An 18,227-nucleotide genomic window follows, 5' to 3' on the forward strand; every position below is an offset into this window, starting at 1 on the left:
TGGCGCGCCGAGCCCGGACCTCCGGCCGCCGGCCGCACCGCCCAGGGCAGTCCGGCCGCGGCAGGGCTCAGTACCAGCCGGTGTCCTGCGAGTGCGCCCACGCGTTGCACGGCGTGTTGTACCGGCCCTCGATGTAGCCGAGGCCCCACTTGATCTGGGTGGCCGGGTTGGTCTTCCAGTCCGAGGCCACCGTGCCCATCTTGTTGCCGGGCAGGGCCTGCGGGATGCCGTACGCGCCGGAGCTGGGGTTGGAGGCGCGGTGGTTCCAGCCGCTCTCCTTCTTCCACAGCTTGTTCAGGCAGGAGAACTGACTGATCTTGAAACCCGCCTCCAGCATGAGCGCGCAGCCGGTCGCCCGGTTGCCGCTGAACTCGTCGCAGGAGGAGGGGATGTCGCCGGTGTACTCCACCGTCGAGCCGGAGCCGCCGGACTCGGCGGCCTTCTTCTCGTCGGCAGCCTTCTTCGCGGCCTCCTCGGCGGCCTTCCTCTCGATCGCCTTCTTCTCGAGGGTGCGGGCCTTGCCGGCCGCCGCCTTCGCCTCGGTCGCGGCCTTCGAGGCGGCTTCGCCCTCGGCTTCGCGCTGGTACGCACGCACCGCGGCGTGCTGGTTGTGCCGATCCTTGAGCAGCTGCATCTCGTCGGTGTCCGCCTGGACCGCGAGCTGAGTGCCGGCGCTCCGCGCCTGGACTTCCCGGCCCTGTCCGAGATAGACCCCGCCGATCACGCCCAGGACGAGCAGACCTACGGAGGCCGAACGGATTCCGACCCGGCTCCAGAGCCGATTCACGAAGATTTCCCTTCGTAGGGGGCAAGGACGCGGCGCAAAACCGCCGGCCCCCCGGGGCCGGCAGCGGCTCGCACCGCGAGCATCCTCGGCCCCTCGGGCCGCGCGGACCGGCACTCGCTCACCGGTCCCGATGGCCGCCGATCGAGCTCCGACCGGCGCGGCCACGCGAATGATGCTCGCCAGCCACCATCGCGCACCGTGAAGTGGATGTGAAACAACGAGGCCTATGAGTGAAATGAATCACAGGACGTTCGGGTCTGAGAGCCCACGAAACGGGCCACATCGCATCACCCGTACGATATAAGCACTGTCACAGCGTGTAATCGAGCCCGGACATGGAGTGAGGCGGGTTCCGGCCGGAACCCGCCTCACGGTGACACACCTCAGAGCGGGATCTCCTCCAACAGGTCGGTGACGACCTCGGCGATGGGCGACCGCTCAGACCTCGTCAGGGTGACGTGCGCGAAGATCGGGTGCCCCTTGAGCGCCTCGATCACCGCGGTGACCCCGTCGTGCCGGCCCACCCGCAGGTTGTCGCGCTGGGCGACGTCGTGCGTGAGCACCACCCGGGAGCCCTGACCGATCCGGGACAGCACGGTGAGCAGCACGTTGCGTTCCAGCGACTGCGCCTCGTCCACGATCACGAAGGCGTCGTGCAGGCTGCGGCCCCGGATGTGGGTCAGCGGCAGCACCTCGAGCATCCCGCGGGCCAGGACCTCCTCCATGACGTTCGCGTGGACCACCGCGCCGAGCGTGTCGAACACCGCCTGCGCCCACGGCGACATCTTCTCGGACTCGCTGCCCGGCAGGTAGCCCAGCTCCTGGCCGCCGACGGCGTACAGGGGCCGGAAGACGACGACCTTCTTGTGGCGGTTGCGCTCCATCGTGGCCTCGAGGCCCGCGCAGAGCGCCAGCGCCGACTTGCCGGTGCCGGCCCGGCCGCCGAGCGACACGATGCCGATCGACTCGTCGAGCAGGATGTCGAGCGCCACCCGCTGCTCCGCCGAGCGTCCGCGCAGGCCGAACGCCTCCCGGTCGCCGCGCACCAGCTTGACCGTCTGGTCGGGGTTCACCCGGGCCAGGGCCGAACCCCGCGAGGAGTGCACGACCAGGCCGGTGTGGCAGGGCAGGTGCCCGGTCTCCTCCAGCTGGAGCTCGTCGCCGGCGTACAGGCGATTGACGTCGTCGTCGTTGAGCTCGAGCTCCGCCATGCCGGTCCAGGTCGGATCGCTGGCCTGGCCGTGCAGGTACTCGTCGGCGGTGAGGCCGACGGAGGCGGCCTTGACCCGCAGCGGCATGTCCTTGCTGACCAGCGTGACGTCGCGGCCCTCGGCGGTGAGCCCCAGCGCCACGGACAGGATCCGGGTGTCGTTGGAGTCGTTGCGGAAGCCCAGCGGCAGCACGCTCTGGTCGGCGTGGTTGAGCTCCACCCGCACGGTGCCGCCCTCGTCGTTGCAGAGCACCGGATGGTCCAGCCGCCCGTGCTTGATCCGCAGTTCGTCGAGCATGCGCAACGCCTGGCGGGCGAACCACCCCAGCTCCGGATGGTGCCGCTTGCCCTCCAGCTCGGAGATCACCACCAGCGGAATGATCACCTCGTGGTCGGTGAACCGGCGGAACGCCGCCGGATCGGACAGCAGGACCGAGGTGTCCAGCACGAAGACCCGGCCGGCTGGGGCGGGCTCCGCGTCTGCGTGCCGGTCCCGGGACGCCCGGCGTCCCGAGGAGGCGCGGCTGCTGGAGACTTTGGCGGCCGGGTCGGTGTGTGCGGCCCCGGCGTCAGTACGGCGAGATGTCACAGGCCTGCTCCAGCGGGCGTGCAACCCGGTCCGCCCGCGGTCCGCCTCTACCGGCGCCCCTCACTTGCACGGGGTCGGGATGCGGGCCCCGTGGCGCACTACGTCGCAGGTCCGGGCCGACCGGATGGCCCGGGAAAACCCCGTGCCATGACTAGAACGCTAGCGGTCAAGAGCCACCTTCGGTAGTACCCGCGAGATACGCCAATTTGTCGACGTTCCGCCGCCGTGCAATGAGCCGAACGGCGGGTAGGCTGGGAATTGTGCCTGAGACACCGCCTGAATCCAGCAGTGAAGCACCGCTGAACAACGCGCGCCCCTCGCACCCTCTCAGCGCCGCGGAGGCCTGGCAGTTCACCGCCTCGCGGGCCAAGGACACCACCTTCTTCTTCGACTTCGACGGTGTGCTCTCCCCCGTCACGGACGACCCGGACGCCTCCCAGCCGGTCCCGTCCGTCCTCGGGGTCCTCGAGCAGCTCGCCGCCAGGGTGGCCCGGGTGGCCATCGTGTCGGCGCGCCCGGTGAGCTTCCTGCGCTCTCGGTTCCAGTCGCTCGAGCACGTCGACCTCTACGGGCTGTACGGCCTGGAGGTGTGGCACGACGGCGACGTCGTGACCGAGCCGGCGGCCCTGCCCTGGGTGCCACCCATGGCCGAGCTGGCCGAGCGCGCCAGGGCGGAGCTGCCCGAGCCGATCCTGGTGGAGTACAAGCGACTCTCGGTGGCCCTGCACTACCGCACGGCGCCGCAGCTCGCGGCCCAGGTGGAGCGCTGGGGACACGAGCAGGCCGAGCGGCTGGGCCTGCGGGTGCAGGGCGGCCGCATGGTGGTCGAGCTGAAGCCCCCGGTCGACCAGGACAAGGGCATGGTGATCAGCGAGGGCGTGCTCAACGCCGGCTGCGCCTGGTATTTCGGCGACGACATGTCCGACATCAAGGCGTTCGACGCGCTGCGCGCCCGCGAGGCGGTCGACCCGGACTTCTTCGGCATGTGCGTGGCGGTCGCCAACCCGGAGACCGGCGCCGAGGTCTCCAGCGCCGCCGACCTGACGCTGGAGTCACCGGAGGCCGTCGCCGGTTTCCTCGCCGGGGCCCTTCCCGCCTTCGGCCGCTGACCCGCCCCACAGCGTCCGCGCCGCCGCCACCAGCTCCTCCAGGTGGCGCGGCGGATCCTCGCGCCACCACGCCAGCCGCACGGCGATCCGCGGCGCGTGCCGCAGCACCCGGTAGGCCACCCCCGGCCGCGGATACTGGTGCGCCGTCGCCTCGGCGGTGATCCCGACGGCCTGCCCCGCGGCGATGAGGGTCAGCCACTCGTCCACGGCACCCGTCTCCCGCAGGGCGCGCGGCGGCGCGTCCGGCGGGAACAGGTCCAGGGTGGTGCTGCCGGTCCGCGAGTCGATCGCCACCGTGTAGCGGGCCAGGTCGGCGATCCGCAGCGATCGCCGCCGCGCGAGGGCGCTGTCCGTCGCGACCGCCGCGTAGCGCGACTCGTAGCCGATCCCGGCGGTGGCGAAACGGGGATCGTCCAGCGCCCAGCGGATGACGGCGACGTCGGAGCTGCCGTCCGCCAGCCCACCCGTCGGGTCGATCGCCTGGACGAAGATCAACGGCAGGTCGGGACGGGCCGCGGCCCACTGTTTCTGCAACCGCCGGGTGTGCCTGCCCAGCGCCGCCCACGCGTAGCCCACCCGCAACTCCCGCCGCTCGGTCGCCATCCGGGTGAGCAGGGCGACCTCGGCGAGAACGCGCTGGGCCTGCGCGACGATCCGGACGCCGAGCGGGGTCAGCGTCACGTGCCGGGTGGTGCGCTCGACGATCCGGGCACCCAGCTCCTTCTCCAGGGCCGCGACCGCCCGGGAGACGGCCGCCTGCGAGACGCCGAGCTGCGCCGCGGCATCCGTGAAGGACCCGGCGCCGGCCACCGCGACCAGGGCCCTGAGCTGGTGGAACCGCACATCCATGCGCCGAGCGTATAAGTGCGCCGACCCGTGCATTTCTCCCGGCGGCGGTCCCGGGCGAGCCTGGCGGCATGAGACTCACCGGACTCGCCACGATGCTCGGCAGCGCCGCCGCCAACCAGGTCGGCGCCGCCGCCGGCGCCCACGCGTTCGGTGCCCTGGGGCCGGCCGGGGCGATGGCCGTACGGCAGCTGGTGGCCGCGGCGCTCCTGCTGCCGGCCGCCCGCCCGGATCCGCGCCGGTTCACGCGCGCCCAGTGGTGGCCGGTCCTGCTGCTGGGCGCGGTGTTCGCGACGATGGGCCTCAGCCTCTACACGGCGATCGACCGGATCGGGCTCGGCCTGGCGGTGACCCTCGAGGTCCTCGGGCCGCTGTCGGTGGCGCTGCTGGCCTCGCGTACCCGCTTCGACCTGCTGTGCGCGGCGGCGGCCGGCGCGGGCGTGTACGTGCTGGTCCTCCCCGGCCCGTCCAGCGACTACGCCGGAGTGGCCCTCGCCCTGGTGGCGGCCGGGTGCTGGGCGTCGTACATCCTGCTGAACCGGATCGTGGGGGCGCGGCTGCCAGGCGTGCAGGGGCTGGCCGTGGCCACGTCGGTCTCCGCGCTGGCGTATCTGCCGGTCACGGTGACGCTGCTGGTCCAGGGGCGGCTGGACGGGGCGGCGCTGGGCTACGCGGCCGTCGCGGGGGTGCTGAGCGCCGTCCCGTACGCGGGAGACCTGATCGCCCTTCGCACCGTCCCGCCGCGGATCTTCGGCATCTTCATGAGCGTCCATCCCGTGCTGGCGGCGCTCAGCGGGATGGTGCTGCTCGGGCAGGGGCTGCACGCGCACGAGTGGGCGGGCATCGCGGTGGTGATGACCGTCCTGGCGGCGAGCAGCCTCAGGCGCCGTAGCGGCGCTGACGGCCCGCGTACGACCGCAGCGCCCGCAGGAAATCCGTCCGGCGGAAGTCGGGCCAGTTGGCGTCGTGGAAGTAGAACTCCGAGTGCGCCGACTGCCACAGCAGGAAGCCCGACAGCCGCTGCTCCCCGCTGGTCCGGATGACCAGGTCGGGATCGGGCTGACCGCGGGTGTAGAGGTGCTCGGCGATGTGCTCGACGTCCAGGATCTCGGCGAGCTCCTCGAGCGTGCGGCCGGCGGCGGCGTGCTCGTGCAGCAGGGAGCGGACGGCGTCGGTGATCTCGCGGCGCCCGCCGTAGCCGACCGCCATGTTGACCTCGACGCCGCCGGAGCGCTCGCGGGTCTTCTCCTGGGCGGCCTTCAGCGTGGTGGCGGTCGCGGCCGGCAGCAGGTCGAGGGCGCCGACGATGCGCAGCCGCCACGGGTTGCCGTCCTCGGCCAGCTCGGTGGCGAGGTCCTCGATGATGGTCAGCAGCGGGTCGAGCTCGGCGGCCGGGCGGCGCAGGTTGTCGGTCGCCAGCAGGTAGAGCGTGACGTGCTTGATGCCCGCCTGGTCGCACCAGCCGAGCAGCTCCTTGATGCGGACCGCGCCGACCCGGTGGCCGTCGTTGGGGTCGACGTAACCCATCTCGCGGGCCCACCGCCGGTTGCCGTCGCACATGACGCCGACGTGCTGCGGCACCGGCTTGCCGGCCAGTTTGCCGGCGAGCCGCCGTTCGTACACCGAATAGACCAGGGACCGCAGAGTCATCGCGTCCCAGCCTATCGAGACGGCGCCGGGGCTCAAGAGGGCGGCGCCGCCGAACGGAACATCTCGGCCCCGATCCGTCCGATCGTGCGAAGGTCGAAAACCCCGTCAGCGAGCCCGAGGTCCACCATCCGGTGGAAAACCGCCTGATTCCGCCGGGCCGCCCGGACCGCGGCGTCGACGACGCGCGGCTGCCGGGTGAGCAGCGTGGCGAAGCCGGAGTGTCGCAGGTGCCGGCCGAGCCGGGCCCGCAGCGCGCGGGTGTAACGCTTCGCGGCCTCCCCGGGGCCGGCCGCGGCGGCCGTGCCGGCCAGCTCGCCGGAGAGCACGGCGTAGAAGATTCCCTCCCCGGTGAACGGGTTGATCAGCGACAGCGCGTCGCCGGCGAGCAGCACCGGGCCGCGGGCGGGCGCCGGGCGGCGGGTGGACAGGGGCAGGTGGTGGGCGCGCAGGCCGGTCGCCTCGGTGCCGGGCAGGAGCTCACCCAGCCGCCCGATCAGGTACGCCTTCGTGAGCGGAGTCCCGCGCAGAACCTCGCCGTACCCCACGTTGGCGGTGCCGTCACCCAGCGGGAACGACCAGGCGTACGCGGGCCAGCGCGCGCTCGTGGTCCGGATGAGCTGCTCGGCGCCGGCGGCCGGGGCGTACCCGCGGAGGGCGATGGCCAGGTGGCCGCCGGGGTTGGCGGGGTGGCCGAGGGCGCGCCGCACCACGGATCCCGCGCCGTCCGCGCCGATCAGCACGCCCGCCTCGATCCGGCCGTCGACGATCACGCCACCGGGCGCGTACCGGACGGATCGGACGGTGTGGCGCCGCAGCTCGGCGCCGGAGCGGACGGCGGCCTCGACGAGCCGGGCGTCGAAGACCCTGCGCGGCACGGTGTGCGCGGGCCGGGGCAGCGGCCGGTCCACCTCGGTGCCGCCCGGCGCGATCAGCCGCAGGCGCTCGACCGGGGGATATCCGTCGGTCGCCCCGGTGACGCCCAGCCCGGCGAGGACGTCGAGGGTCTCGGCGGCGATGCCGTCGCCGCACGGCTTGTCCCGGGGGAAGGCGGCCCGGTCGAGCAGCACCACCGAGGCGCCGGCCCGGCGGGCGGCGAGCGCCGCGGCGGCACCGGCGGGACCGGCACCGACGACCGCGACGTCGTATCTCACGCGGGGGCCGCCGCCGGGTCCGGCAGGCGGGCCACCCGCCACAGCGAGTAACAGACCAGCCCCGCGGCGGCGACCAGCGGGGCGCCGTCGCGGATCACGCCGTCCACGCCCAGCAGCAGATAGCAGAGGGGCAGGTCGACGACGAGCACGCCGACAGTCACCCACAGGACCAGCTTCGGCGCCCACGACTTCCCGCGCATCAGGAAGAACGTGCTGAGCAGCACGGCGTAGCTCGCGCCGATCCCCGCCACGAACCAGAAGCCGACGGCCAGGATCCACTCGGGCCGGCGGCCCAGCTCGGCCACCGAGATCAGGGCCGGGACCAGCATCAGCGGGCTGTAGGTGAAGGCCGCGACCCGGGCGGTGATCGCCCAGGCGGCCAGCGGCGGCCGCTTCGGCACCGCCTCGCGGACCTCGATGCCCTCCCGGGTGAGGACGACCTTCTTCGGATGGCGGACCAGGTGCCCCTGCACGCCGGGATGCTGGTAGAGCAGCACGACGACGGTCACGCAGAGCACGGTCAGCGCGGCGAACCCGATGACGCCGGCGGCGGGCGGGGCGCCGGTGCGCGGCACGACGAGCCGGCCCACGGCGAAGACGGTGGTGACGGCGAGGATCAGGCCCAGCGGCCGGGCGCCGGCGCGGCCGCGGCGCACGTGCCAGATCAGGATCAACCAGCCGAGGGTACGCAGCAGCGCCCAGCCGGTCCGGACGGCGAGCCCGAAACCGTGCTCGGGCGCGTACCAGTAGTTGAGCAGCTCGACCCCGGCGGTGGCCGCCGCCGTCGCGACCAGCAGCCGGCGCAGCGCGTGGACCACCCGGGGCGGCCCGTAGTCGACGGTCACGAGCCCGGAAGTACCCAGGCCGCGCCCGCCTCGAACGCGAGGCGGGCGCGGGGCGTCATGCGGCGTTGAGGCGGGACTTGAGCGCGTCGAGCTCCGCCCAGAGCACGGCCGGCAGCTTGTCACCGAACTTGGCGAACCACTCCTCGACCTGCGGAATCTCGGCCAGCCACTCGTCGGTGTCGACGGCCAGCACGGCCTCGACGTCGGCCCTGTCCAGTTCCAGGCCGCTCAGGTCCAGCGCGTCCGCGGTCGGCACGTGCCCGATCGGCGTCTCGACGGCCTCTCCCTTGCCGTCCAGCCGCTCGACGATCCACTTGAGCACGCGCGAGTTCTCGCCGAAGCCCGGCCACAGGAACCGGCCGTCGTCGCCGCGGCGGAACCAGTTGACGTAGAAGACCTTCGGCAGCTTCTCCGCGTCGCCGGACGCGGCCTTGCCCATCTCGATCCAGTGGTGGAAGTAGTCGCCGGCGTGGTAACCGATGAACGGCAGCATCGCCATCGGATCGCGCCGGACGACGCCGACCTGCCCGACCGCCGCGGCGGTGGTCTCCGAGGAGAGCGTCGCGCCGAAGTAGACGCCGTGCACCCAGTCGCGGGCCTCGGTCACCAGAGGCACGGTCGTCTTGCGGCGACCGCCGAACAGGATCGCGTCGATCGGTACGCCGCGCGGGTCGTCGTACTCGGGCGCGAGGATCGGGCACTGGCTGATGGGCGTACAGAAGCGGCTGTTGGGGTGGCTCGACGGGGTGTCCGAGTCCGGCGTCCAGTCGTTGCCCCGCCAGTCGGTGAGGTGCGCCGGCGGCTCGCCCATGCCCTCCCACCAGATGTCGCCGTCGTCGGTGAGGGCCACGTTGGTGAAGACCGAATTGCCGCGGGCGAGCGTACGCATCGCATTGGGGTTGGTGTGCTGGTCGGTGCCGGGGGCGACGCCGAAGAGGCCGTATTCCGGGTTCGTGGCCCAGAGCCGCCCGTCCTCGCCGAAGCGCATCCAGGCGATGTCGTCGCCGACCGTCTCCACCTTCCAGCCCGGCAGCGTCGGCTGGAGCATGGCCAGGTTGGTCTTGCCGCACGCCGACGGGAACGCGCCCGCGAGGTAGCGGACCTGCCCCTCCGGCGAGGTCAGCTTCATGATCAGCATGTGCTCGGCGAGCCAGCCCTCGTCCCGGGCGGCGACGCTGGCGATCCGCAGGGCGAAGCACTTCTTGCCGAGCAGCGAGTTGCCGCCGTACCCCGAGCCGAACGACCAGATCTCCCGGGTCTCCGGGAAGTGCGAGATGTACTTGGTCTCGTTGCAGGGCCAGGCGACGTCCTCCTGTCCCGGCTCGAGCGGCGCACCGACCGAGTGCAGGGCGGGCACGAAGTCGGCGTCGGCGCCCATCGCCTCGAGCACCTTCGTGCCCATCCTGGTCATGATCCTCATGGACGTGACGACGTACGCGCTGTCGGTCAGCTCGACCCCGAACATCGGGTTCGGCGCGTCGAGCGGCCCCATGCAGAACGGGACGACGTACATGGTGCGGCCCCGCATGCAGCCCCGGTACAGCTGCGTCATGGTCGCCTTCATCTCGGCCGGCGCCATCCAGTTGTTGGTGGGCCCCGCGTCGGCCGGGTCGGCGGAGCAGATGAAGGTGCGTTCCTCGACGCGGGCGACGTCCCCGGGATCGGTACGGGCCCAGAACGAGTTCGGCCGGCGAGCGGGATCGAGGCGGACGAGCGAGCCGGCGTCGACCAGCGTGTCGGTCAGCCGGGTCCATTCCTCGTCGGACCCGTCGCACCAGACGATCCGGTCGGGCGTGGTGAGCGCGGCGACTTCATCGACCCAGCTCAGCAGGCGTGCGTGGGAGGTGGGGGGTACGGACATGTGAATCCCTTCGGTCGGCACTGACCTGTGACGAACCAGGCCGGCCGGGCCGGCCCTGGTCACGGGAGTCACGTCAGCCTAAGCCGAGGAAACGTTCAGTTCATCGGTGAATCCTGTGGACAACCGCACAATGTTCGGCGCCGATGCTCGTTGACGATCGATCCTTCGACAAACGACGCACTTGTGAGCAGAGAGCGTTCTCTCGGGTACGCCGCGCACGCCTCCGGCCCGCTTTCGCAAATTGGACAAAAGGCCATAAGCTTGGCCGTAATCGGGCTTTCCTCCCACTCCCGGCTACAGGAGGCAGGAATGGCGATCCCGGCCGGCGGGACCGACGCCGACTCGGAGCTGCTGGCCGCCGTACGGGCCGGCGACGCCGCCGCGTACGGCGTGCTCTACCAGCGCCACCGGTCCGCGGCCCGGGCCCTCGCGTACCGGCTCGTCACCGACCACGCCGACGCCGACGACCTGGTGGCCGAGACGTTCGCCAAGGTGTTCGCGACCCTGCGGGCCGGGCGCGGGCCGATCGTCGCGTTCCGGGCGTACCTGCACACCACCCTGCGGCACGTCTGCTACCACCGGGCGCGGCGCGACCGCCGGCTCGAGTTCACCGACGACCTCACCCGGTACGACGAGGGCGAACCCTTCCTCGACCCGGCGCTCGACAGGCTGGAACGCACCTTCGCCGCCCGGGCCTTCCGCGCGCTGCCCGACCGCTGGCGGGACGTGCTGTGGCGCACCGAGGTGGAAGGCGCCAGCCCGGCCGAGGTGGCACCGCAGCTCGGCCTCACCCCGAACGCCGTGGCCGTGCTCGCCCACCGCGCGCGGGAGGGGCTGCGCTGCCTCTACCTTCAGCAGCACGTCGCGGTCGCCGATCCGCCCGAGTGCCGGTGGGCCGGGGAACGGCTGGCCGGCCACGTCCGCGGACGGCTCGCGCCGCGGGAGGGCGTACGCCTCCGGAACCACCTCGCCTGGTGCGGAGACTGCCGCGGCCGGCTCGCCGAGGTGACCGAAGTCAACCAGCGCCATTACCGCCCGTACCGGCAACGGAACCATGCGGGGCCGAAGGATTAAGAGTCGCTCACGAAACCACCGCGAAAGGTCGCGGGAACAGCGGGGCGTGACTGTCGCCGGTACTCTCGGGTCCGTGCCTGCCGCCGCCCTCCTGCCCGCCCTGCGGGCACGCTTCGGGGCCCTCGTGCGCGAGCTGAGCAAGTTCGGCGTCGTCGGCACCATCGCCTTCGCCATCGACCTGATCATCTTCAACGTGCTGCTGCACACCGGCGCCGAGTCGCTGCTCGCCAAGACCGGTTCCACCGTCGTGGCCACCACGGTCGCCTTCATCGGCAACCGCTTCTGGACGTGGCGGCACCGCGAGCACAGCCACATGGCCAAGCAGTACACGATGTTCTTCCTGCTCAACGGCGTCGGCCTGGCCATCGGCCTGTCCTGCCTGGCGCTCAGCCACTACGGGCTCGGCGCGATCTGGCCCGAGTTCCAGACCCCGCTCGCGGACAACATCTCCGGTCAGCTGGTCGGCACCGCGGTGGGCACCCTCTTCCGGTTCTGGTCCTACCGCCGCTTCGTGTTCGGCGACGCCGTCGTGCCCGAACCGGCTCCCCCGGCAACCCCGGAGGCCCCGGCCCCGCAGGCCGGCGCAAGCGCACCGCAGTCGGCCGAGCCGGCGGCGCCGCGCACCGTCCCGCGGATGTGACGAGGGCTCCGGCCACCGGCTGTGCCCGTCGTCCCTCGCCCTTCCCCCCGTAAGGTTGTCGAATGCCTTCAGCCCGCCCGCTGACGGAACGTCTGCGCCACCTCGCCCCCGAGGCCCTGGCGTTCGGCGTCATCGGCGCAGCGAACACCCTGCTCTACATGGCGATCACGTGGGCGCTGCTGCCCATCGGCGCCGTCAAAGCGAGTGTCGTCGCCACAGTCGTCACGACCACGCTGGCGTACGTCGCCAACCGCTACTGGACGTACAGGCATCACACCCGCACCGCCCTCCGCCGGGAGTACACCCTGTTCTTCGGGTTCAACCTCGTCGGCATGGTGATCCAGTCGGGCTCGCTGGCCATCGGCAAGTACGGCTTCGGCCTCACCGAGAAGGACGACGCCGTGCTGTTCATGGGCGTCACCCTGTTCGGCATCGTGATCGCGACGATCTTCCGCTTCTGGGCGTACCGGACCTTCGTCTTCCTGAAGCCCGCGGTGGACGGCCACGAGGCGACCATCGCCGAGCTCGACGTCGCCGCCGGCCTCGCCGAGCTCAGCGCCGAGGCGGAGGGCCGCTTGGACGAGGAGATCGCCAAGGAGATCGACGCCCAGCGCCGCGCTGTCTGAGGACGGGCGGCTCCGGCTCCTCGTCGTCCTCGTCCTCGTCGTCCGGCCGCAGCTCCCGGTCGGTCTCGATGAGCTCGTACAGGGTCGTCTGCACCTGCTGCACGTGCGGCACCGCGACCATCACCGCGGACTGCTCCCCGATCGAGTCGACGGTGAGCGTGCCGCACCCGAGCATCCGCTCGACCAGCGACTGCCGGGTGACATGGTCGTTGACCCGGTTCAACGGCAGGTCCCGCCGCTGCCGGGCGACGACGCCGTCCTGCAGCAGAATCCGCTCGTCGGTGAAGACGTAGTGGGTGTTGCGCCACACCAGCAGCGGCCAGACCCCACGCGTGCTGCCGAAAAAGAGGGCCACCGCACCGACCACGCACACGCCGATCAGGCCGCCGGTGTTCGGCGGAAGCATCACCCACACCAGGATCACGGCGGCGAGGCAGAACAGCAGGACCAGAATCGGGCGTACGGCCGCCTTGGCGTGCGGATGCAGGTGAAGGACGACCTCCTCCTCGTCGGTCAGGACGTCGTCCGGAAAGGCCACGCGCTCAGCGTACGTGCACCACGTCACCCGCCGAGACGCGACGCTCGCTCCCGTCCGCCGTACGGACGACGAGCTGTCCCTCGGCGTCCACCGTGGTCGCCGCGCCGCCGAGCTCCCCGCCGTCGGGCAGCAGCACCCGCACGTCCCGCCCGATCGTCGCGCACCCCCGCCGGTACGCCCCCAGCAACCCGCACAGCTCCGCGTCGCCGCCGGTCTCGCGCCACCCGCCGTACCATCGGGCCAGCCCGCGCAGCAGCGCCCGCAACAGCGGGTCGCGATCCGTGGTCTTCGACCCGGCCACCCGCAACGACGTCGCCGGCAGCCCGTTCGTGACGGGCAACTCCTCGGCCCGGGTGCTCACGTTGAGCCCCACCCCGACGACGACGGCGTCCCCCGCGACCTCGGCGAGAATCCCGGCGGCCTTGCCCTGCACCCCGTCCGGACCCATGACCAGCAGATCGTTCGGCCACTTCAACGCGGCATCGACCTCGGCGATCCGCTGCACGGCCTCCCGCAGCGCGACCCCGGCCAGCAGCGGCAGCCACCCCCACGTCCGCTGCGGCGCCGCTGCCCACCCCTGATCCGGATCGGCGGCCCCGGGCCGCAACAGCACACTCACGGTCAACCCGGCCCGCGCCGGCGACACCCACTGCCGATCCCGCCGCCCCCGCCCGGCAACCTGCTGCTCGGCGACGACGACAAGCCCCTCCCCGGACCCGTCCCGGGCAGCCTGAGCAACATCGGCATTCGTCGAACCGGTCTCGGCAACCACATCGACCCGCCGCCACATCCCCCCGGGAGTGACCAGCGCCCGCTGCAAAGCCCGCGCAGCCAGCGGCGGCCGATCAAGATCCGTGTACGGCGAGGAGGCCATCGCCCCAGCCTAGCGCCCGGCCCCCCACCCACTGTCGCCTGCCGATTGCCGCCCTCCGCCCGCTGCTTGCTGCTTGCTCAGCCCGCCCGCTCGGCCCACCCGGCTCGGCCTGCCCGCCGCTCCCCCGCTGCCGCCATCGGCTCGGCATCCGCCCGCCGCATACGGGCACCGTCAGCTCGGTTCCGCGGCGTGCTTGCTCACGTAGACCGTGCTTCGGGGCTCCGGCTGGCCGGCGCCCGGGCGGGGACGGGGCCGCGGGCGGGGCCGGGCCAGCGGGGGCGTCTTGTCGCCGAGGTCGACCGCGGGCAGGTTCTGCGTCGGGTCGCTCGTGCCGCCACGCCGGCGTCGCACCACGTTCGGGGCGCGCCGGAACGCGCGCGGGTCCTCCCGGCCGGGGCTCGCGGTCCAGTCGAGCTCGGGCATCCCGGCGTCGGGCAGGTCCGGAACGGTCCAGATCGGGCCCTCCGCACTCTCGGGCCGCCCGGCGAACCGGGTACCTTCCCGCCGACCGGCATCCTCACGCCCGGAGGAGCCCGCCTCCCCCGGCCGCGCAACCGGCTCGACGGCGCCGGCATCGCGATCGGAACGGCGAGCGCGGGTCCGGCGAGGCAACTCCCGTTCGTCGGCCCCGCCGGCCCGGGGCCGGCCATCGAACGCGACCACGGGCGGCTCGGTGGACGGAGCGACCGGCGCGGGCAGCTCGATGCTCGGAACGGCCACAGCCGGCGGCTCGGCACGCGAGCTCCCCGCCCCTCCCGCCCGAACCGCATCCATCCGCCGCGCGACCTCATCCCGGAGCGCCGCCACATCCCGACGCGCCACCTCGTCTCGGCCCGCCACACCATCCCGGCGCGCCACCTCACCGCCGCCGGGCACGCCATCCCGACGGGCCATGTCGCCGCCGCCGACCACGCCATCCCGGCGCGACTGGTCGCCGCCGGCAACGTCGAGCGAGCGGTTCACGTCGCCCCGGTGTGCCACCTCACCGCGGCCCGCCATGTCCACCGAGCGGGCCACGTCATCTCGACGCCCTGCCGCGTGACCCCGCCGGGCCACATCGCCCCGGCGAGCCTCGTCGTCCCGGCGGGTCCCGGCATCCGGGTGGTCGTTGTCGGGGGAACCGGCGCGGGGCGTGCCGATGCGGGCGTCCGGGCGGGCCGGGGGCCACTGCGGGACCACCGCCGTCGGTTCGGATTCCGGGGCCGGATCGAACCCCTCGGCCGACGCGTACGGCGGCACCTCCGGGATGCGCTCGACCGGCACCGGCCAGCCGTACCCGGCGTCGGGGACCGGGGTCCAGTAGTCGCCGGACACCGGCTCGTCGCGGTACTGGGGGCGTACCCAGCCCTCGACCCGGTCGCCGTAGCGAGGGTCGGGCCACTGGCGGCGTACGGAAGCAGGGTTGTCGAAGGGGTCCACGGCCGCGGGCAGGGCCTGGTCCTCGAACGGATCCACGTCGTAGCCGCCGGCGGCGAACGGGTCGAGGGTCGCCGGGAAGCTGCCGGAGGCGTCGGTGTCGTGGACGGCCTCGAAGTCACCGGAGGGTTCCGGCTCCTCGGGTTCGCGCTCCTCCCGCCCGGACGGCACTGCGGCGAACGGCAGATCGGCGAGCCGTACCTCGTCATCGGGGAGCCGGTCCTCGCCGGCCGCCCAGGTCCTGCGGTCCGTCCGCTCGTCGAGGTACGGGCGGGCCGCCACGCCCTGCTCGGCGTCCTCGGCGTCGCTGTTGTGGTCGAGCCCCGGGGTCACCTCCAGGTCAGGCGTCGGTGGGAGGCTGACCAGGCGCACCTCGGTGGGGCCGGCCGGCTCGTCGTCGGCGGGGACGATCGAGACCGGGGGAAGCGTCGCGGGCGGCTCGGGCCTCGCCGCTACCGGCTCGGGATCGGCGACGGGGGTGATGGGCCAGAACCGACGGGAGCCACGCGGCTCGGGCACCGGAACGGCATCCGGCTCGACCGCGAACCGACGCCCGCCCCGGCCGCCGACGGCGCCCTGCCCAGCAGGCCGACCACTGCCGGCACCGTCCCGGGGAACGACCCCGGCGGGCCTGCGTCCGGCGCCGTCGCGCGGGGCGGGAGCTGCCCGGTTCCCGCTCACGATGCCGGATGCAGCGCCGTCGCCACGGCCGATCGCCGGGCCGTCATCGAGGTGGGAGGGCGTGCGACGTCCCGGAATCACGACCGGCTCGGGCGCCACCGGACGGCGGACACCCGCGGCGTCGCCGGGCCGCTCGTCGAACGCGCCGGCCGGTTCCACGGCGGGCCCGGCGGCCCGGTCCCGGCGCCGCCCCGGCATGCCGGCACGCCGGGAACTCCCCCGCCTGCCGGCACCACCATCGCGCTCCACCGGCTCGTCGCTCTCCACCCTGCCGCCGCGCCGGCCCGACGCACCGCGCTCGGCCCTTTCGGCGGCGCGCCGACCAGCATTGCGCTCGCGACGGCTGATCCTCCGGTCCGCACCGCGCTCAGGCCCGGCATCGCGCCGGTCAGCGCCGTCACCGCGCCGCTCAAGCCCGAAACCGCGCCGGCCGGCGCCGCGCCGAGCCGGGCCGTGGCCGCGTGCGCCGTTGGTTCCCGAGGTGGCGCCGAACAGCGCCTTCCGGAACACGATCAGGGTCGCGATGCCACCGACGATCAACACCACGCCGACGGGGGTCATCCATGTCGTCACGCGGGATGTAACGAATGGTGCATTAGGAACGAAACGACCCCGACTCGACGTCGCAGTCGGCCACCGGCCGCCGCCCGCCGTCGTCGAACGCTGGATACGATCACCAGCGGCACGGATGCGGACCGTGCCGAGCCGGTGAGTGGAGGCACAGGACAGTGACGACCCAGCAGGACGCGGAGTCCGACATCCACACCACGGCCGGCAAGCTCGCCGACCTGGCCCGGCGGACCGACGAGGCGGTGCACGCCGGTTCGGCGAGGGCCGTCGAGAAGCAGCACGCCAGGGGCAAGAAGACCGCTCGCGAGCGGATCGAGCTGCTGCTCGACGAGGGTTCGTTCGTGGAGCTCGACGAGCTGGCCCGACACCGGTCGACCGCCTTCGGGCTGGAGAAGAACCGGCCGTACGGCGACGGCGTCGTCACCGGCCACGGCACGATCGACGGCCGGCAGGTCTGCGTCTTCTCCCAGGACTTCACCGTCTTCGGCGGCTCCCTCGGCGAGGTCTTTGGCGAGAAGATCGTCAAGGTGCTGGACCTGGCCATGAAGATCGGCTGCCCGATCATCGGCATCAACGACTCCGGCGGCGCGCGCATCCAGGAGGGCGTGGTCGCGCTCGGCCTGTACGCCGACATCTTCTTCCGGAACGTACGGGCGAGCGGCGTCATCCCGCAGATCTCGTTGATCATGGGTCCCTGCGCGGGCGGGGCGGTGTACTCGCCGGCGATCACGGACTTCACGGTCATGGTGGACCAGACGTCGCACATGTTCATCACGGGACCGGACGTGATCCGCACGGTGACCGGCGAGGACGTCGGCATGGAGGAGCTGGGCGGCGCGCGTACGCACAACACGCGCAGCGGGAACGCACACTACCTGGCGGCCGACGAGGACGACGCGATCGACTACGTGCGCGCGCTTCTGTCGTACCTTCCGAGCAACAACCTGGACGAACCGACCACCTTCGACGCTCCCGCGGAGCTCAGCCCGAGCGAAGCGGATCTTGCCCTGGACACGCTGATCCCGGACTCGGCGAATCAGCCCTACGACATCCGCGCCGTGGTCGAGGCCGTCGTGGAGGACTTCCTCGAGGTCCAGCCCCTGTACGCGCAGAACATCGTGGTCGGTTTCGGGCGCGTCGAGGGGCGCCCGGTCGGCGTCGTCGCCAACCAGCCGATGCATTTCGCGGGCACCCTGGACATCGCCGCGTCGGAGAAGGCCGCGCGCTTCGTGCGTACGTGCGATGCCTTCAATGTCCCGGTGGTCACGTTCGTCGACGTCCCGGGCTTCCTGCCCGGCACCGGCCAGGAGTGGGACGGCATCATCAGGCGGGGGGCCAAGCTGATCTATGCGTACGCCGAAGCCACGGTTCCCAAGGTCACGGTGATCACGCGCAAGGCGTACGGGGGCGCCTACGACGTCATGGGCTCGAAGCACCTCGGCGCCGACCTGAACTTCGCCTGGCCCACCGCGCAGATCGCCGTGATGGGCGCGCAGGGCGCCGTGAACATCCTCTACCGGGGCGAACTGGCGGCGTCCGACGACCCCGCGGCCCTGCGCACCGAGCTGATCAAGGAGTACGAGGACACGCTCGCGAACCCGTACATCGCGGCGGAGCGGGGCTATGTCGATGCGGTGATCGCGCCGTCGCAGACCCGGATCCAGGTCACTCGCGCTCTGCGTACGCTGCGCACCAAGCGCGAGACGCTCCCCCCGAAGAAGCACGGCAACATCCCGCTCTGAGCGCCCGGCCTTCAGCGA

The 18,227-nt window shown here is 72.6% G+C and carries 15 protein-coding genes and 1 pseudogene; 6 read left to right on the forward strand and 10 right to left on the reverse strand.

Annotated features, from left to right (window positions below):
• Positions 1 to 67: 67 nt before the first annotated feature.
• Both CLV70_RS18445 and phoH2 read right to left on the reverse strand, forming a co-directional pair.
• Positions 68 to 787, reverse strand: coding sequence for an aggregation-promoting factor C-terminal-like domain-containing protein (locus CLV70_RS18445; RefSeq protein ID WP_106127766.1), 720 nt, complete (start codon positions 785 to 787; stop codon positions 68 to 70).
• A gap of 383 nt (positions 788 to 1,170) precedes the next feature.
• The gene (gene phoH2, locus CLV70_RS18450; protein ID WP_106127767.1) at positions 1,171 to 2,586 is read right to left on the reverse strand and encodes an RNA 5'-3' helicase PhoH2; all 1,416 of its coding nucleotides are present in this window, start codon (positions 2,584 to 2,586) and stop codon (positions 1,171 to 1,173) included.
• Between the two features lie 260 nt (positions 2,587 to 2,846).
• On the opposite strand from phoH2, the gene otsB reads away from it, so the two are divergent.
• Positions 2,847 to 3,695, forward strand: a complete 849-nt coding sequence (otsB, locus tag CLV70_RS18455; RefSeq protein ID WP_425440181.1) for a trehalose-phosphatase — start codon at positions 2,847 to 2,849, stop codon at positions 3,693 to 3,695.
• Here otsB and CLV70_RS18460 read toward each other — a convergent pair.
• Positions 3,639 to 4,544: a LysR family transcriptional regulator gene (locus CLV70_RS18460; protein ID WP_106127769.1), complete on the reverse strand. Its 906-nt coding sequence runs from the start codon at positions 4,542 to 4,544 to the stop codon at positions 3,639 to 3,641. The genes otsB and CLV70_RS18460 overlap by 57 nt on opposite strands.
• Positions 4,545 to 4,837: 293 nt before the next feature.
• Here CLV70_RS18460 and CLV70_RS41085 point away from each other — a divergent pair.
• Positions 4,838 to 5,395, forward strand: a pseudogene (locus CLV70_RS41085) (EamA family transporter); the annotation flags it as partial.
• 25 nt (positions 5,396 to 5,420) lie between these two features.
• Here the strand turns inward: CLV70_RS41085 and CLV70_RS18470 are convergent.
• The 4 genes from CLV70_RS18470 to CLV70_RS18485 are packed head-to-tail and all read right to left on the reverse strand — an operon-like array spanning position 5,421 to position 10,048.
• Complete coding sequence (locus tag CLV70_RS18470) at positions 5,421 to 6,191, reverse strand: isoprenyl transferase (RefSeq protein ID WP_106127770.1); 771 nt, start codon at positions 6,189 to 6,191, stop codon at positions 5,421 to 5,423.
• A 32-nt stretch (positions 6,192 to 6,223) separates the two neighbouring features.
• A complete protein-coding gene (locus tag CLV70_RS18475; RefSeq protein WP_425440182.1) occupies positions 6,224 to 7,384 on the reverse strand; it encodes an NAD(P)/FAD-dependent oxidoreductase in 1,161 nt (386 codons plus the stop codon).
• Positions 7,339 to 8,187, reverse strand: a complete 849-nt coding sequence (locus tag CLV70_RS18480; RefSeq protein ID WP_106127771.1) for a hypothetical protein — start codon at positions 8,185 to 8,187, stop codon at positions 7,339 to 7,341. The genes CLV70_RS18475 and CLV70_RS18480 overlap by 46 nt, the downstream gene beginning before the upstream one ends.
• A 55-nt stretch (positions 8,188 to 8,242) precedes the next feature.
• Positions 8,243 to 10,048, reverse strand: a complete 1,806-nt coding sequence (locus CLV70_RS18485) for a phosphoenolpyruvate carboxykinase (GTP) (RefSeq protein WP_106127772.1) — start codon at positions 10,046 to 10,048, stop codon at positions 8,243 to 8,245.
• Positions 10,049 to 10,357: 309 nt separating this feature from the next.
• On the opposite strand from CLV70_RS18485, the gene CLV70_RS18490 reads away from it, so the two are divergent.
• The 3 genes from CLV70_RS18490 to CLV70_RS18500 all read left to right on the forward strand — a co-directional run bounded on the left by CLV70_RS18490 (position 10,358) and on the right by CLV70_RS18500 (position 12,388).
• On the forward strand, positions 10,358 to 11,122 hold the full coding sequence (locus CLV70_RS18490) for a sigma-70 family RNA polymerase sigma factor (protein WP_106127773.1): 765 nt from the start codon (positions 10,358 to 10,360) through the stop codon (positions 11,120 to 11,122).
• Positions 11,103 to 11,762, forward strand: coding sequence for a GtrA family protein (locus tag CLV70_RS18495; protein ID WP_106127774.1), 660 nt, complete (start codon positions 11,103 to 11,105; stop codon positions 11,760 to 11,762). The genes CLV70_RS18490 and CLV70_RS18495 overlap by 20 nt, the downstream gene beginning before the upstream one ends.
• 62 nt (positions 11,763 to 11,824) lie before the next feature.
• Positions 11,825 to 12,388 (forward strand): GtrA family protein, encoded by a 564-nt coding sequence (locus CLV70_RS18500; RefSeq protein WP_106127775.1) that lies wholly within the window; start codon positions 11,825 to 11,827, stop codon positions 12,386 to 12,388.
• Here CLV70_RS18500 and CLV70_RS18505 read toward each other — a convergent pair.
• From CLV70_RS18505 to CLV70_RS18515, 3 genes are all read right to left on the reverse strand, one after another.
• Complete coding sequence (locus CLV70_RS18505; protein ID WP_106127776.1) at positions 12,315 to 12,926, reverse strand: PH domain-containing protein; 612 nt, start codon at positions 12,924 to 12,926, stop codon at positions 12,315 to 12,317. The genes CLV70_RS18500 and CLV70_RS18505 overlap by 74 nt on opposite strands.
• 4 nt (positions 12,927 to 12,930) lie before the next feature.
• Positions 12,931 to 13,800 carry a biotin--[acetyl-CoA-carboxylase] ligase gene (locus CLV70_RS18510; RefSeq protein WP_106127777.1) on the reverse strand — a complete coding sequence of 290 codons (870 nt, stop codon included), beginning with the start codon at positions 13,798 to 13,800 and terminating at the stop codon, positions 12,931 to 12,933.
• A 171-nt stretch (positions 13,801 to 13,971) separates the two neighbouring features.
• A complete protein-coding gene (locus CLV70_RS18515) occupies positions 13,972 to 15,735 on the reverse strand; it encodes a hypothetical protein (RefSeq protein WP_146164091.1) in 1,764 nt (587 codons plus the stop codon).
• A gap of 890 nt (positions 15,736 to 16,625) precedes the next feature.
• Here CLV70_RS18515 and CLV70_RS18520 point away from each other — a divergent pair.
• On the forward strand, positions 16,626 to 18,209 hold the full coding sequence (locus tag CLV70_RS18520) for an acyl-CoA carboxylase subunit beta (RefSeq protein ID WP_106127779.1): 1,584 nt from the start codon (positions 16,626 to 16,628) through the stop codon (positions 18,207 to 18,209).
• The last annotated feature ends 18 nt before the right edge of the window (positions 18,210 to 18,227 follow it).

This window comes from Pseudosporangium ferrugineum (genome assembly GCF_003002065.1).
In the GTDB taxonomy this organism is placed as follows: domain Bacteria; phylum Actinomycetota; class Actinomycetes; order Mycobacteriales; family Micromonosporaceae; genus Actinoplanes; species Actinoplanes ferrugineus_A.

What these genes read in the sequence shown, in the direction of transcription:
- CLV70_RS18460 (WP_106127769.1), bottom strand. Translation starts at nt 4,544, where the DNA reads ATGGATGTGCGGTTCCACCAGCTCAGGGCCCTGGTCGCGGTGGCCGGC.
- CLV70_RS18470 (WP_106127770.1), bottom strand. Translation starts at nt 6,191, where the DNA reads ATGACTCTGCGGTCCCTGGTCTATTCGGTGTACGAACGGCGGCTCGCC.
- CLV70_RS18485 (WP_106127772.1), bottom strand. Translation starts at nt 10,048, where the DNA reads ATGTCCGTACCCCCCACCTCCCACGCACGCCTGCTGAGCTGGGTCGAT.
- CLV70_RS18490 (WP_106127773.1), top strand. Translation starts at nt 10,358, where the DNA reads ATGGCGATCCCGGCCGGCGGGACCGACGCCGACTCGGAGCTGCTGGCC.
- CLV70_RS18495 (WP_106127774.1), top strand. Translation starts at nt 11,103, where the DNA reads ATGCGGGGCCGAAGGATTAAGAGTCGCTCACGAAACCACCGCGAAAGG.
- CLV70_RS18500 (WP_106127775.1), top strand. Translation starts at nt 11,825, where the DNA reads ATGCCTTCAGCCCGCCCGCTGACGGAACGTCTGCGCCACCTCGCCCCC.
- CLV70_RS18510 (WP_106127777.1), bottom strand. Translation starts at nt 13,800, where the DNA reads ATGGCCTCCTCGCCGTACACGGATCTTGATCGGCCGCCGCTGGCTGCG.